The 13,060-nt window shown below is 65.6% G+C and carries 10 protein-coding genes; 5 read left to right on the plus strand and 5 right to left on the minus strand.

All coding sequences use genetic code 11. The features are described from left to right. Positions 1-84: 84 nt before the first annotated feature. Positions 85-1,221, minus strand: coding sequence for a pyridoxal phosphate-dependent aminotransferase (locus tag SR858_RS06535; RefSeq protein ID WP_019921940.1), 1,137 nt, complete (start codon positions 1,219-1,221; stop codon positions 85-87). A gap of 56 nt (positions 1,222-1,277) precedes the next feature. Further along, positions 1,278-4,130 carry a DUF3857 domain-containing transglutaminase family protein gene (locus tag SR858_RS06540; RefSeq protein ID WP_322534509.1) on the minus strand — a complete coding sequence of 951 codons (2,853 nt, stop codon included), beginning with the start codon at positions 4,128-4,130 and terminating at the stop codon, positions 1,278-1,280. An 85-nt stretch (positions 4,131-4,215) separates the two neighbouring features. Here SR858_RS06540 and SR858_RS06545 point away from each other — a divergent pair, with 85 nt between their 5' ends. The 4 genes from SR858_RS06545 (at position 4,216) to SR858_RS06560 (ending at position 10,462) form a co-directional block, all read left to right on the plus strand. Then, entirely contained in the window at positions 4,216-7,635 is a 3,420-nt protein-coding gene (locus SR858_RS06545) for a DUF748 domain-containing protein (RefSeq protein WP_154819859.1), read from the plus strand. 82 nt (positions 7,636-7,717) lie between these two features. After that, complete coding sequence (locus tag SR858_RS06550) at positions 7,718-8,572, plus strand: EamA family transporter (RefSeq protein ID WP_019921943.1); 855 nt, start codon at positions 7,718-7,720, stop codon at positions 8,570-8,572. 85 nt (positions 8,573-8,657) lie between these two features. Continuing rightward, a complete protein-coding gene (gene alaC, locus SR858_RS06555; protein ID WP_019921944.1) occupies positions 8,658-9,857 on the plus strand; it encodes an alanine transaminase in 1,200 nt (399 codons plus the stop codon). Between the two features lie 83 nt (positions 9,858-9,940). After that, positions 9,941-10,462, plus strand: a complete 522-nt coding sequence (locus SR858_RS06560; RefSeq protein ID WP_019921945.1) for a hypothetical protein — start codon at positions 9,941-9,943, stop codon at positions 10,460-10,462. Positions 10,463-10,575: 113 nt separating this feature from the next. On the opposite strand, the gene SR858_RS06565 is transcribed toward SR858_RS06560, so the two are convergent. Then, a complete protein-coding gene (locus tag SR858_RS06565) occupies positions 10,576-11,592 on the minus strand; it encodes a zinc-binding alcohol dehydrogenase family protein (RefSeq protein WP_019921946.1) in 1,017 nt (338 codons plus the stop codon). A 96-nt stretch (positions 11,593-11,688) separates the two neighbouring features. On the opposite strand from SR858_RS06565, the gene SR858_RS06570 reads away from it, so the two are divergent. Continuing rightward, a complete protein-coding gene (locus tag SR858_RS06570; RefSeq protein ID WP_026637304.1) occupies positions 11,689-12,600 on the plus strand; it encodes a LysR family transcriptional regulator in 912 nt (303 codons plus the stop codon). A gap of 92 nt (positions 12,601-12,692) precedes the next feature. Here SR858_RS06570 and SR858_RS06575 read toward each other — a convergent pair whose 3' ends face one another. Both SR858_RS06575 and SR858_RS06580 read right to left on the minus strand, forming a co-directional pair. Further along, on the minus strand, positions 12,693-12,836 hold the full coding sequence (locus tag SR858_RS06575; protein ID WP_157094833.1) for a hypothetical protein: 144 nt from the start codon (positions 12,834-12,836) through the stop codon (positions 12,693-12,695). After that, complete coding sequence (locus tag SR858_RS06580) at positions 12,836-13,054, minus strand: hypothetical protein (RefSeq protein ID WP_019921948.1); 219 nt, start codon at positions 13,052-13,054, stop codon at positions 12,836-12,838. Before SR858_RS06580 ends, SR858_RS06575 begins: the two co-directional genes overlap by 1 nt. Positions 13,055-13,060: the final 6 nt, after the last annotated feature.

Genomic DNA, 13,060 nt, shown 5'->3' on the forward strand with positions numbered 1-13,060 from the left:
CCGAGGCCAAGGCCAAGGCCGGGGTGATAGTCGTTAATTTACGCATTGCTGTTATAAAATTTTAGCGGTCCAGAACGAAGTTGTTTATAAAACGGCCTGCGCGGCAAACCACGGCTGCAGGCGGGCGATGGCGTCCACGATCTGCGGCGTGGACACGGCAAAACTCATGCGGAAAAAATGGCGGCCGTCCACCGGGTCGAAATCGATGCCGGGGGCGGTGGCCACGCCGGTGTCGTTCAACAGGCGCTGGCAAAAATCCAGGCTGTCGTCGGTCAGGTGGGCGATGCTGGCATAAATATAGAACGCACCGTCGGGCGGAGCGATGGCGCGCAGGCCCAGGTCGGGCAATGCCGCCAGCAGCAGGCGGCGGTTTTCCGCGTATACGTGCAGGTGGCTGTCGAGTTCGGCCAGGTCGTCGAAGGCGGCCAGCGCCGCGTGCTGGCTCAGCGATGGCGCGGTAAGAAACAGGTTGCCGCAATACGCCTGGGCGCGGGCGATATGGTCCTCGGGCACCAGCAGCCAGCCCAGGCGCCAGCCAGCCATGCTGAAGTACTTGGAAAAACTGCTCACCACCAGCGCCTCGGGCGCGTAGGCCAGGATGGTTTGCGCCGGTTCCACGTAGCTCAGGCCGTGGTAGATCTCGTCCGAGATGATGCGGATGCCACGCTCGCGGCACACTTCGGCAATCGCCGCCAGTTCTTCGGCCGCAATGATGGTGCCGGTGGGGTTGGCCGGGCTGGCGATGATGACGGCGTGTGGCGCCGGTTCGATGGCGGCCAGGGCCGCAGCGGTAAGCTGGTAGCGCACCTCGGGGCCGCACGCTATTTCCACCGGTTCCAGGTGCAAGGCTTTGAGGGCGTTTCTGTAGGCAACGTAGCCGGGCCGCGCCAGCGCGACCCGGTCGCCTGGAGAAAACAGCGAATTCAAGGCCAGCACCAGTGCCGGCGAGGCGCCGCAGGTGAGGATGAAGCGCTCGGGATCGACCGTCACGCCGTAACGTTCGTGGTAATGCCGCGCCAGCCGCTGCTTGAGCGGCGCGCTTTCCCAGTAGCCCATGGCGTCGTCGTCCAGCACCGCGTGGGCGCGGGCGATGGCGGCCGGCGGTGCGCCGGTGGACGGCTGGCCGAACTCCATGTGGATGATGGAGCGGCCCTGTGCCTTGAGGGCATGGGCCAGGCGGCTGATGGCGATGGCGTGGAACGGTTCGAGTTGGGCTTGCATGCTATTGCATTTTACGTAACGAGTCGGCGATTTTCGTATTGTAAGCCCTGCGCGAATTACTTGGCGGCCGCTGCGGTGCCGGTCAGCAAAGCGAGTTCGCTGCGTGCCAGCAAGGTGGACTCGAATCCGCGCAAGCCGTGGTCGGCCACGTAATTGAGCGCGCCGATGGCTTCGGCGGCTTTTCCCTGCGCCCGCAGGTTCGAGCCAATGGCAAACCAGGCTTCGTTGAGCGCCATCTCGCGCTTGACCGGGCCGAATTCGCGCGCAACACCGAGCAAGGCCTGCTGGCTGATCTTGCCGGCCAGGTAATCGAGCACCGGGCGCGGCCACGCGCCGTCCGGTACCGCATCCACGTAGGCCTGCAAGTCCGGGGGCAGCGGCTGGTGCGCATGCTGGAACACCAGCGCCACCTGGATCGCTTCGCTTGGCAGCAGCTTGCCTTGCTTGAGCTTGGCCTTGGCGTAGCGGCCGGAGTCGCCAGCGGCAGCGGCGGTATTGCCGAGCGACATGCGTGCCCAGGCTTGCTTGAGCAGTGCGGCGTCGTCTTCCTTGACGTCGGTCTTGGCAAAGGTTTCCAGCGCGCGCGCATAGTCGAGCTGGCTGAAGTACACCTGGCCCAGGCACAGGTCGCGTTCTTTATCGAAACCTTTTTGCTGCGCCACGTCGGCGATCATCTGCGGCAGATACCGTAGCGTGCCGCTGCCACCGTCACCTGCCGTCACCAGGTGGCGCACGGCCGCGCACTTGAGGCCCAGGACCTCTGCGGTCATCGGCGACCGGCTGCGCTCCTTGATGGCTTCGCCCAGGCTCGCCAGTATCGTTTTGTTGCGCATGGCAATCGCATCCTGCACCGTCAGCTGCTCGGCGCCGACGTTGATGGCAAACGCCTCGTGGAAGTGCACATTGCCTTCGCCAAACGACTGCAGTGCCGGATTTTTGACTGCCGCGCCCAGCTGCGGCACCTCGGCCGCCGGCACTTGCGCGCGCTTGGTGGCGTAATCAATGGTGTAATCGAGTTCGTTGCCGCGCCAGGAAAATTCCTGGCGGGCGTCGAAGAACGGGTTGTCGATGTCCACCGCACCTTCGCTGAACATCATTTTTACCCGTTGCGGCCATTGCACCTGCATGCGGTAACGGGTCTGAAACCGGCCCATGGGCATTTGCAGCGGCAGCGTGCGGGTCAGCGAACCGGGGATGCGCAGCAAACCATTGAGCACCTTGGAATCGAAGCGCATGACGTAAAGGCTGTTCTGCTGCAGGATCGGCTTGGGCAGGCGCAGGCCGGACAGCACCGAGAATGTCGTGCCGTCCGCGCTGTCTTCGAGCGTCGGCCCTTCGACCAGCTCGGCGCCTGGATACAGCTTGTCGAAGTCAGCCAGTACATTCTTGGCCAGGTCCGTTTGCGAACTGCCGTTCAACGCTGCCCGCACCGGCGCCGCCAGGTTGCCGCGGTAGCTGATGCGCACCTTGAGCCGGGCGTCGCCGTCGAGCTCGTCGAGGACGAACGACTCCAGCCGCTCGATCACCGGCTGGTCCACGACTTCTTCCGGCAAGGCGATCAGATCGGTGGTGTCGGGCGCCACCACCAGCCCGGCGGCGCCCGGTACGGCCGTCGTCAGCAGCGGGATCAGCGCCTTCTCGCCCACCCGGGTAGGATCAACGAAATAGGTTTTGCCATCGAGGTGCACGCGCACGATGGCGTGATCGAACACGGTGGGTGCAGCAATGCTCTTGCGCGGATAGGTGGGCAACTGGGCGTTGACCAGCACCGGCTCGGCCTTGATGCCCATCTGCGCCAGCAGGGCGATCAGCAGCACGCTCTTGTCCTTGCAATCGCCGAAGCGGCGCCGCAGCACCTCGCCCGGCACTTGCGGGCGGTGCGAATTTTCGCCCAGCGCCACGCTGAAGTAGCGGATCTCGTCCTGCACCCAGCGCAGCGCGGCGCTGGCCCGTTCGGTATCGTTGGCGCCGCCGGCGAAGCGCTGCGCCAGTGTGACCAGTTCGGATGGCGCCTCCGGCTTTTTGGCCGCCGGCCGCGCGGTCGATGCCGGTAGCGGCGGTGCAAACAGCGCGTTGGCCCATTGCGCCACCTGTTGCCAGCTGCCGTATTCGCTGAACTGCAACATGCGTGTGCGTACTACGTCGTTGGGCACGCCTTCGTCGAGCGAAAACGGCGCCAGCGCCTGGCCTTCGAAGCGCAGGCGCTCGATATTGCCGATGCGTTCGAGTACCGGCGCCAGGCCGGGCGGGTAGGCGTCGCTCACTTCGCGCCAGTGCAGCGGCGTGGCGGCCGGATGCGATACCAGCAGCTTGCGCGTCTCCTGCGGAATATGGCGGTCCCACTGGTAGTCGTCGGTCCAGGTGCTGCCGAACACCGGGTTGGCGCCCTCGGTCGAATAGACGATTTGCAGCGTGTCGCCCACCCGCACATCGTCGAGCAGCAATTGCGCCGAGGTGACACCCATGTAGAAGCCGGTGGCAACGCTGGTTTCCTGTTCCAGCAGGCGGATGTTGACCGTGGCCGTGCGGTCGAGCACGGTGTCGCCGCGCAGGATCGCCACCCGGTGCAGCGACAGCTTCTCGTAGGCGGGACGATAGGGCAGCGAATATTGGCCGATTTCGCCCAGCTTGCTCTTGTCATTGACCTGCACTGCGCGGTTGACCAGCACCACCGGCTTGGGCCCGGCCCAGGCCTGGGTTTCCATCAGGCGCAGCACGACCGGGCCGGTCTGCACCGCAGGCGGCACTGCCGACAGCGGCGCGATCCATTTCGGCAGCGGGGCGTTGCGGATGAAGGTGCTGTCCTGCCTGGGGACAGCCGCCTTGGGGGCCGCCAGCACCGGCTGGGTGGTAACGTTGGCGGCAACGAGAACGATGGCGGCGGGGAGTAGCGCAGGAGAGAGTCGCATTGTCAGATGGCTGAGAAGCCAATAAATTGATTCAAGTAAACTATTATAATGGCAGCTGTTGCAACTTTGTATATAAGACCGAGCGATGGGCAAAAGGTGGAAGCGGTGGGGCATGGGCATGGCTGGCGCGGCGGGACTGTACGCGGCGGTGGGCGGCTGGGTGCTGCCGCACGTGCTCAAAACGCAGTTGCCGGCCTTTGCCGCAAGCCACCTCGATCGCAAGGCCAGCGTGGGCGAGTTACGCTTCAACCCGTTTACCTTGCGGCTCGAGGCGACCGACCTGGTACTGGCCGAGGCCGATGGCGCGCCGCTGTTTGCAGTGCAGTCGCTGGCCGTGGAATTACAATGGCGCTCGCTGCTGCGCCGGGCCTGGACCCTGGCTGAAGTCCGACTTGGTGCGCCATCAGTGCAACTGGTGATCGACAAAAACGGCTCGCTCAATCTGGCGCGCCTGATCGACACCCTCAACCGCGACCGGACCGACGAGCCGTCAACGCCCCCGCCGCGCCTGGTGATCGAGCATTTCGTGCTGGCGCAGGGCAAGTTGGCGCTGCACGACCGTCATGCCGGCTACGACGAAACCTTCGCGCCGATCACGTTCGAACTGCGCAACCTGAGCACCCTGCCGAACCAGCACGGCGACTACACGCTGAGCGCCGATGCCGGCCGTGGCGGAAAACTGCACTGGCAGGGCCGGGCCAGCCTCGATCCCCTGGTGCCGCTGACCGGCAGCGGCGCGCTGGTGCTGCGCAATGTCGCCTTGCCGGGACTGGCGCCTTATCTGCAGACCCTGGCCGGCGTGACGCTGACGCAAGGGCGGCTGTCGGCGACCTTGCCTTACCACTACGCCTACACCGACGGCAAATTCGACGCCCGTCTGCCGGGCGCCAGCGTAACGCTCGACGGCGTGGCGCTGGGCCTGGCCGCGCGTCCGGCGCTGCGGGCCAGTGCCGACCGCGTCAAGCTGGGCCTGGCGCTTCACGTGCGCAGCGCCGCCAGCGGCATGCAGCTCGACGTCGACCGGGCGGCGCTGGCAGTGGCGCAACTGGCGCTGGCCAACGGTGCGGCCACGCCGGTGACCGTGGCGCGGCTCGGCGTCGAAGATGGCGCGCTCGACCTGGCGGCGCGGCGCGCCAGCGTGGGGCGGCTCTACGCCGAAGGCGGCCAGTTCGATTTGTCGCGCGACGCGGCCGGCCAATGGCGCTTGCTCGAAGGCTGGGCGATGGCAGGTCGTGATGGCGGTACCCCTGTCAATGGCGGCAAGGTTGGCAACAATGTCGTTGGCGCCAACGGGGGCAGTGCAGGTAGCGTAGCCAGCATAGCCAGCGGAGGTAATGGAAGCAGCGGAGATAGAAGGGCCGGCGCGGGCAACAACGGCAGCGAAGGTCGTGGCGTCAATGGCCGCGAGGTTGAGCTTGCGCGGCAGACGTCGGCCGGCAAGCCTTGGACTGCCGTGGTCAAGTCGGTGCAGGTGCGGCAGTTCGGCGCGCTGGTGGACGATGCCGCCAGCGGCGTCAAGGTCCACCTGCAAGACTTTTACCTGAATCTTGCGGGTGTCGGCACCGACCGCGCGCGTGCGCTCGCGTTCGACGGCGGCGTCGGCCTGCGCGAGGGCGGCCAGCTGACTGCCAAAGGATCATTCGTGCCGGCCGGCGCCGTGGTCGATACCGAGCTTGCCTTGAACGGGCTGGCGCTGGCGCCATTGCAGCCGCTGCTCGACCAGTACGTCAGGCTCAAGCTGGTCGATGGCAGCGTGTCGGCCGCCGGTCGCTTGCGTACCAACACCGTTACCAGCACCGGCGACAAGGCCGTGCCGGCGCTGCGCTACGACGGGTGGTTCGAGGTGGCGCAGCTGGCGCTCAACGAGCACGATGGCGACCACTTCGCGCACTGGAAATCGGTGCGCGCCGACCAGGTGGCATTCACGCTGGGACCGGACCGGCTGGAAGTGGCCGAGCTGCGCGTGGTCGAACCGAACGCCATCCTGATCATCGACAGCGACCGCAGCCTCAATGCCCAGCGCTTGCTGGTGCAGCGGCCGGCCGCTGCTGTTGCACCAGCGGCCGTGCCCGCGCCAGGGGAGATGCCTGCCGCAGCGCGTACCGAAGCTGGCGTCGAGGCATTTCCGGTGCGCGTACGGCGCGTGCGTGTCGAGAATGCCAAGCTCGATTTCACCGACCTGAGCCTGCGGCCGCAGTTTGCCGCCAGGGTGGTGGAGTTGAATGGCGTTGTCTCCGGCCTGTCCACCCGGCCCGGCGCGCGGGCCCAGATCGAGCTCGATGGCCGGGTTGACGACTACGGCCTGGCGCGCATCCGTGGCCACCTGAATCCGTTTGCGCTGACCGACAACACCGACGTGCAAGTGATGTTCAAGAACCTGGACCTGGTGTCGGCGTCGCCGTACAGCATGAAGTTTGCCGGCTACAAGATCGCCCAGGGCAAGGTATCGCTGGACCTCGATTACCAGGTGCGCCACGGCGCACTGCAAGGCAGCAACCGCATGGTGCTCGACCAGTTGACCCTGGGTGAGCGCATCGCCAGTCCCGACGCGTTGAAACTGCCGCTGGAAATGGCGCTGGCGCTGCTCAAGGACGGCGATGGCCGCATCGATCTCGGGGTGCCGGTGACCGGCGACCTCAACGATCCGCAGTTCAGCTACGGCGCGGTGGTGTGGAAAGCTGTTGGCAACATCATGACGCGCGCGGTGACGGCGCCGTTCCGCGCGCTGGGCCGCCTGTTTGGCATCGATGGCGAGCGCCTGCAGGCGGTGGAGTTCGATGCCGGCAGCGACCGCCTGTTGCCGCCCGAGCGGGAAAAATTGCAGCAGGTGGCGCAGTTGCTGGCGAAAAAGCCGGAACTGGCGCTGACCGTGCCGGCCAGTTACAGCGAGGCGGCCGATGGCCTGGCCTTGCGCACCCAGGCGCTGCGGCGCGCGGTGTTGGCCCGCGCCGGCGTGCACGTCGAGACCGACGAGCAGCCGGGCCCGCTCGACCTGGGCGGCCGCAAACTGCGCACCGCCTTGCGCGACCTGTACGCCGAACGCCTGGGCACAGCGGCGCTAGCGCAGCAGAAGTTGTTGGCGGAAAAGGCAAGCGGCGTTGCAGTGGCGGTTGACGGCACGGTCGTGAGTGCGGCCACGGCCGCAGGTGCTGGCGCTGTTGCTGGTTCTGGTGCGGCTGGCCGGACTGCTGGTAGTGATATCGGCGCCGCTGGCACAGCAGCCAAGCTGCCGCTGCTGCAACGCCTCGGCAAGCTGGTACAGGGCGAGCCGCAGGTGGCCGATCCGTCCGCCTTCTACGCGGCCCTGCAGGCGCAACTGGTCGAGCGCCAGGAATTGCCGGCGGACGCCTTGCCGCAACTGGCCGCGCGGCGCGCTGCTGCCATAGTCGCGCAGCTCAAGCTGGCTGGCGCTGGCACGGTAGCGGTCAAGGCGGGCGCGCCGCACAGCCTCAAGGTGGCGACGGGCCGGCCGGTCGCGCTGGCGCTGGAATTGTCGGCCAAATGATGACCAGGAATAATCCAAGACGACCAGCGACGCCCGGCGCCTGGCCGCTGCACCGCCTGACGCCACCGGCAGCCCGAAACAGATGACGACACAAAAATCAACCACCGCCGGTAGCCCGGTCCTGGCCAGCCTGGCGCTGCTGGCCAGCCAGATCTCGCTCAACGCCGGTGCGGCCGTGGCCAAGCACCTGTTTCCGCTGGTTGGCGTCGAAGGCGTGACCGCGTACCGGATCGGCTTTGCGGCCTTGCTGATGATGGCGATCTTCCGTCCGTGGCGGGTGCCGCTCACGTGGCGCCAGGCCGGCAATGTCGCCGTATATGGCAGCGTGATCGGCCTGATGAACCTGCTGATCTACCGCGCGTTCAGCCATATTCCGATGGGCATCGCAGTGGCCATCGAGGTGTCCGGCCCGCTGGCGGTGGCGGTGTGGACCTCGCGCCGCCCGCGCGACCTGGCAGCGGTGGGGCTGGCGGTGCTGGGGCTGTATTTCCTGTTGCCCCTACACGGCAAGGTCGATCAGCTCGACCCGGTCGGCGTTGCCTATGCGGCGGGGGCGGCCGTGTGCTGGGCGCTGTACATCGTGTTCGGCAAGCGGGTGTCGGTGATGCACGGCGGCCAGTCGGTGGCGTGGGGTATGACGGCCGGCGCGCTGTTCATCGTGCCGCTGGGCGCCTGGACCTCGGGCGCAGTGCTGCTCACGCCGTCGTTCATGGCGGTCGGCCTGGCGATCGCGGTGATGTCGAGCGCCTTGCCGTACACGCTGGAGATGCTGTCGATGCGCAGCCTGTCGTCGCGCACTTTCAGCATGTTCAGCAGCGCGGCGCCGGCGCTCAGCGCGCTGGCCGGCATGGTGCTGCTGGGCGAGCACCTGACGCCCACCCAGTGGCTGGCGATCGCCAGCATTGTTGCGGCCTCTGCACTGACCACCTTGCGCTAGGCCCAATTGTTCGGCTAGTATGGATTCCGGTGCAACATTGCATCGACGTCGCTCGGACGGTTCCGGGCGCTTACGTGAGACATCCATGACTGACACCCAAACTCCGCGCAAATTTTCGCGCATCGATCGCCTGCCTCCCTATGTTTTCAATGTCACCGCCGAGCTCAAGCTGGCGGCGCGCCGCCGTGGCGAAGACATCATCGACATGTCGATGGGCAATCCGGATGGCGCCACGCCGTCGCACATCGTCGATAAGCTGGTCGATACCGTGCGCCGGCCAGACACCCATGGCTACTCGGCTTCAAAGGGCATCCCGCGCCTGCGCCGGGCGATCACCAAGTGGTACCAGACCCGCTACGCCGTCGAGTTCGATCCCGATTCGGAAGCCATCGTCACCATCGGTTCCAAGGAGGGGCTGGCGCACCTGATGCTGGCCACGCTCGACGCCGGTGATACCGTGCTGGTGCCCAATCCCAGCTACCCGATCCACATCTGGGGTGCAGTGATTGCCGGCGCGAATATCCGCTCGGTGCGCATGACTCCTGGCGTCGATTTCTTCGAGGAGCTCGAGCGCGCGGTGCGCGAGAGCTACCCCAAGCCGAAGATGATGATACTCGGCTTCCCGTCCAACCCCACCGCGCAATGCGTGGAACTGGAGTTCTTCGAGCGGGTGGTGGCGCTGGCGCGCCAGCACGATATTTTGGTGGTGCACGACCTGGCCTACGCCGACATCACTTTCGATGGCTGGCAGGCGCCGTCGATCATGCAGGTGCCGGGCGCGCGCGACGTGGCGGTGGAATTTTTCACCATGAGCAAAAGCTACAATATGGCCGGCTGGCGCATCGGCTTCATGGTCGGTAACAAGGAGCTGGTGGCGGCGCTGGCGCGCATCAAGAGCTACCACGACTACGGCAGCTTCACGCCGGTGCAGGTGGCTGCGATTGCCGCGCTCGAAGGCAAGCAGGACTGCGTGGAAGAGATCCGCGCCATGTACCAGAGCCGGCGCGACGTACTGCACAAGGGCTTGTGCGAAGCGGGCTGGCCGGTGGATAAGCCGAAAGCGTCGATGTACATCTGGGCCCGCATACCGGAGGCGTACCGCCACCTCGGTTCGCTGGAGTTTTCCAAGCTGCTGCTGGCCGAGGCCAAGGTGTGCGTCTCGCCCGGCATCGGCTTCGGCGAGTACGGCGACGATTACGTGCGCTTTGCGCTGATCGAAAACGAGGCGCGCATCCGCCAGGGACTGCGTGGTATCAAAGCCATGTTGCGCAAAACCGCCACGTAAAATCGCGCAAAGTTTAATCGGTATCAAATAGATTGTTTGATCAGACGGCTATGGTGAGGTTTCGTTTGCTTCTGGAGCCCACCATGTCCACCGTGCCCGTCGGCGACAGTACCCGCCACCTGATTGCCGCCGTCAAAAAGCTCGAACACTCGCTGCACACGTCCGGACTGCCGCGCTGGATGGCGCGCTTGCCGGCCTGGTGGCTGGGCTGGCATTACTGCCGCATGCTCGATCATAAAATCGCCCGCATGCGCCGCATCGCGCACAAGTTCGAGCAATGGCTGCCGGCCATCCGTGCGGCCGACCAGGACCCGCGCGCGCAGCTGGAGTTCATCGACATGGACCACGCCATGCGCGACGATATCGACGCTACCCGGCAAACCATGTGGGAACTGCGCGCCTATTGCATCGACATCGCCACCATGTTCGACCAGCTCGGCTATCAGTCGGCACGGCTGAACCGCCGCCAGCGGCTGTTCCTGTCGGTGATCGAGCATACCTGCGTGCAGGCCGCCACCATGCAAGACATGCTGGTGGCGCACGACGCTCGCGTGCTGACGCTGCTACAGCAACGCCAGCAGCCGCATCTGCCGGTCTGCGCCTGAAATTCAACCTGCGTCGCCAGCCCGCATAGCCCGGTGCGGGCGCGACTCCAAGCGGCAATGGCGACGTATTGCCTGCAGCGATGTTCCGGGTTCAGCCTTTCCAGCCTGCCGGATTATTCAAACCCTTCCAGCACGATCTTGCCCTTGGCGCGGTTGCTCTCGATCAGCGCGTGGGCGCGCTTGAGGTTGGCCGCATTGATGGCGCCGTAGCGTTCGCCCAGCGTGGTCTTGATCACGCCCGTGTCCACCAGTTGCGCCACGTCGTCCAGCAATTGATGCTGCTGCGCCATGTCGTCGGTCTCGAACATCGACCGGGTGAACATGAATTCCCAGTGCAGCGACACGCTCTTGCGCTTGAGCACGCGCACGTCGATGGCGGCCGGGTCGTCGATCAGTGCCACCTTGCCCTGCGGCGCCACCAGTTCGGCAATGGCCGGCCAATGGTGGTCGGTCTGGTTCAGCGCGGCCACGTAGGTCACCGGGGGCAGGCCCAGGCGGGCGATTTCCTCGTTCAACGGTTTGCTGTGGTCGATCACGTGGTGGGCGCCCAGTTCCTTTACCCAGTCTGCCGTGTCCTCGCGCGAAGCGGTGCCAATCACGGTCAGGCCCGTCAACTGGCGCGCCAGCTGCACCAGGATCGAGCCGACGCCGCCGGCCGCGCCGATCACCAGCAGCGATTTGCCGGTGACGCCCTTGTCGCGACTGACCTGCAGGCGCTCGAACAGCAGTTCCCACGCGGTGATGGCAGTCAGCGGCAGCGCGGCCGCCTGCGCGAAGTCGAGCGTGCGCGGCTTGTGGCCGACGATGCGCTCGTCCACCAGGTGCAGCTCGCTGTTGGTGCCGGGGCGGGTGAGGTCGCCGGCGTACCAGACTTCGTCGCCGGGCTTGAACATGGTGACGTCGGGACCGACCGCCTGCACCACGCCGGCCGCATCCCAGCCGATCACCTTGGCCGCGCCCTCGGCAGGCGGCGCGTTGGCGCGGATCTTGACATCCACCGGGTTGACCGAAATGGCCTTGACCGCCACCAGCAGGTCGCGCCCCTGCGCTTGCGGGGCGGGCAGGTCGATATCGATCAGCGCTTCGTCGTGGGTGATGGGCAGGGACTGTCGGTAGGCGATGGCTTTCATGGGAACTCCGTTGAGGTTAAGTGCATGTATGATCATTTATTTCGCTTGAGCGAAAAAGAGCCGTTTGGCTGAAACACTTTCAAAGGAATGAAGATAGTGGTGCGATTCGATGATGTGACGGTGTTTGTCCGCACGGCAGACCGGGGCAGCCTGTCGGCAGCGGCGCGCGAGCTGGAGATTTCGCCGGCGCTGGCCAGCGCGGCAGTCAAGCGCCTGGAAAACGAACTGGGCATACGCCTGTTTGCCCGCACCACGCGCTCGCTGCGCCTGACTGACGAAGGTGAACGCTACCTGCGCCACGCGCGTGACGCCTTGCGCGCACTGCAAGACGGGCACGACGCGCTGGCCGAAGGCAAGGAAACCCTGGGCGGCGTGCTGAAGATGTCGATGCCGTCCGACCTGGGCCGCAATATGCTGGTGGGCTGGCTCGACCAGTTCCAGCACCTGTATCCGAAGGTGAGCTACCAGCTCAGCGTGGGTGACCGCTTGTCGGACCTGTACCGCCAGCCGGTGGACATTGCGATCCGCTACGGGCGGCAAGACGACTCAAGCCTGATCGCCTTGCCGCTGGCGCCCGACAACCGCCGCGTCCTAGTGGCCTCGCCCGAGTATGTGCGCCGCCACGGCCCGCTGGCCGATCTGCGCGACTTGTCGCGCCACAACTGCCTGCGCTTCATGCTCGACGATGTCATCCACGATCGCTGGAATTTTTATCTGGCCCATGGCGCGGCAGAGCAGGGGACGCCGGTGGCGGTGCAGGTCCACGGCGATCGCAGTGCGGACGATGCCGACCTGGTGCGGCGCTGGGCCGTGGCAGGACTGGGCGTGGCCTACAAATCGCGGCTCGACGTGAGCGGCGACTTGCGCGCGGGACGGCTGGTGGTGCTGATGCCGGACGTTGCCGGCGAGCCGACCCCGCTGCACATGGTGTGCATGCACCGGTCGCAGGTATCGGCGACCGTGCTGACCTTGCGCGATTTTTTGCGCGAGCAGTGCGGCAAGGCTTAGAAGACGATTAAGCCCGGCATCTGCTGTACTGTGCTGCGAGGAAAAACAGTTAACATAGATGCAGACTTGTCGATCTGCACCACGGCTATGAACTAGGACTGCGGTTTGCGCTGTGGCGTTTGACGGTGGCCCAGCTGCCAGATCCAGGTGAGGAGCGCCTGCGAGCTGGCGGCATCTGCCGGGCTATCGGGCGACTGGATCGGGCAACTGGTACCGACAATTGCTGAGGCAACCATTAATGCGCCTTCGACATGATGAGCAACCAGCGGCGGCACAGCAGAATTTCGAGGTGGCCTGCCTGCACGCCGGTATCGCACTCGATGACCGGGTTGACGGCGTAGAAGCGCTTGCGGAAGTCACGACAGACCAGCAATTCGCGCTTGCCCATGCGTACCAGGAACGAGGTAGGCATGTATTCGAGACCGAAACGGGAGCTGAGGCTACTGTTGATCATGACATT

This window comes from Duganella zoogloeoides (genome assembly GCF_034479515.1).
Lineage (GTDB): Bacteria > Pseudomonadota > Gammaproteobacteria > Burkholderiales > Burkholderiaceae_D > Rugamonas > Rugamonas zoogloeoides.

Excerpts from the sequence above, each read along its gene's own strand:
- SR858_RS06535 (WP_019921940.1), bottom strand. The coding sequence starts at position 1,221 with ATGCAAGCCCAACTCGAACCGTTCCACGCCATCGCCATCAGCCGCCTG.
- SR858_RS06540 (WP_322534509.1), bottom strand. The coding sequence starts at position 4,130 with ATGCGACTCTCTCCTGCGCTACTCCCCGCCGCCATCGTTCTCGTTGCC.
- SR858_RS06545 (WP_154819859.1), top strand. The coding sequence starts at position 4,216 with ATGGGCAAAAGGTGGAAGCGGTGGGGCATGGGCATGGCTGGCGCGGCG.
- SR858_RS06550 (WP_019921943.1), top strand. The coding sequence starts at position 7,718 with ATGACGACACAAAAATCAACCACCGCCGGTAGCCCGGTCCTGGCCAGC.
- alaC (WP_019921944.1), top strand. The coding sequence starts at position 8,658 with ATGACTGACACCCAAACTCCGCGCAAATTTTCGCGCATCGATCGCCTG.
- SR858_RS06560 (WP_019921945.1), top strand. The coding sequence starts at position 9,941 with ATGTCCACCGTGCCCGTCGGCGACAGTACCCGCCACCTGATTGCCGCC.
- SR858_RS06565 (WP_019921946.1), bottom strand. The coding sequence starts at position 11,592 with ATGAAAGCCATCGCCTACCGACAGTCCCTGCCCATCACCCACGACGAA.
- SR858_RS06575 (WP_157094833.1), bottom strand. The coding sequence starts at position 12,836 with ATGGTTGCCTCAGCAATTGTCGGTACCAGTTGCCCGATCCAGTCGCCC.
- SR858_RS06580 (WP_019921948.1), bottom strand. The coding sequence starts at position 13,054 with ATGATCAACAGTAGCCTCAGCTCCCGTTTCGGTCTCGAATACATGCCT.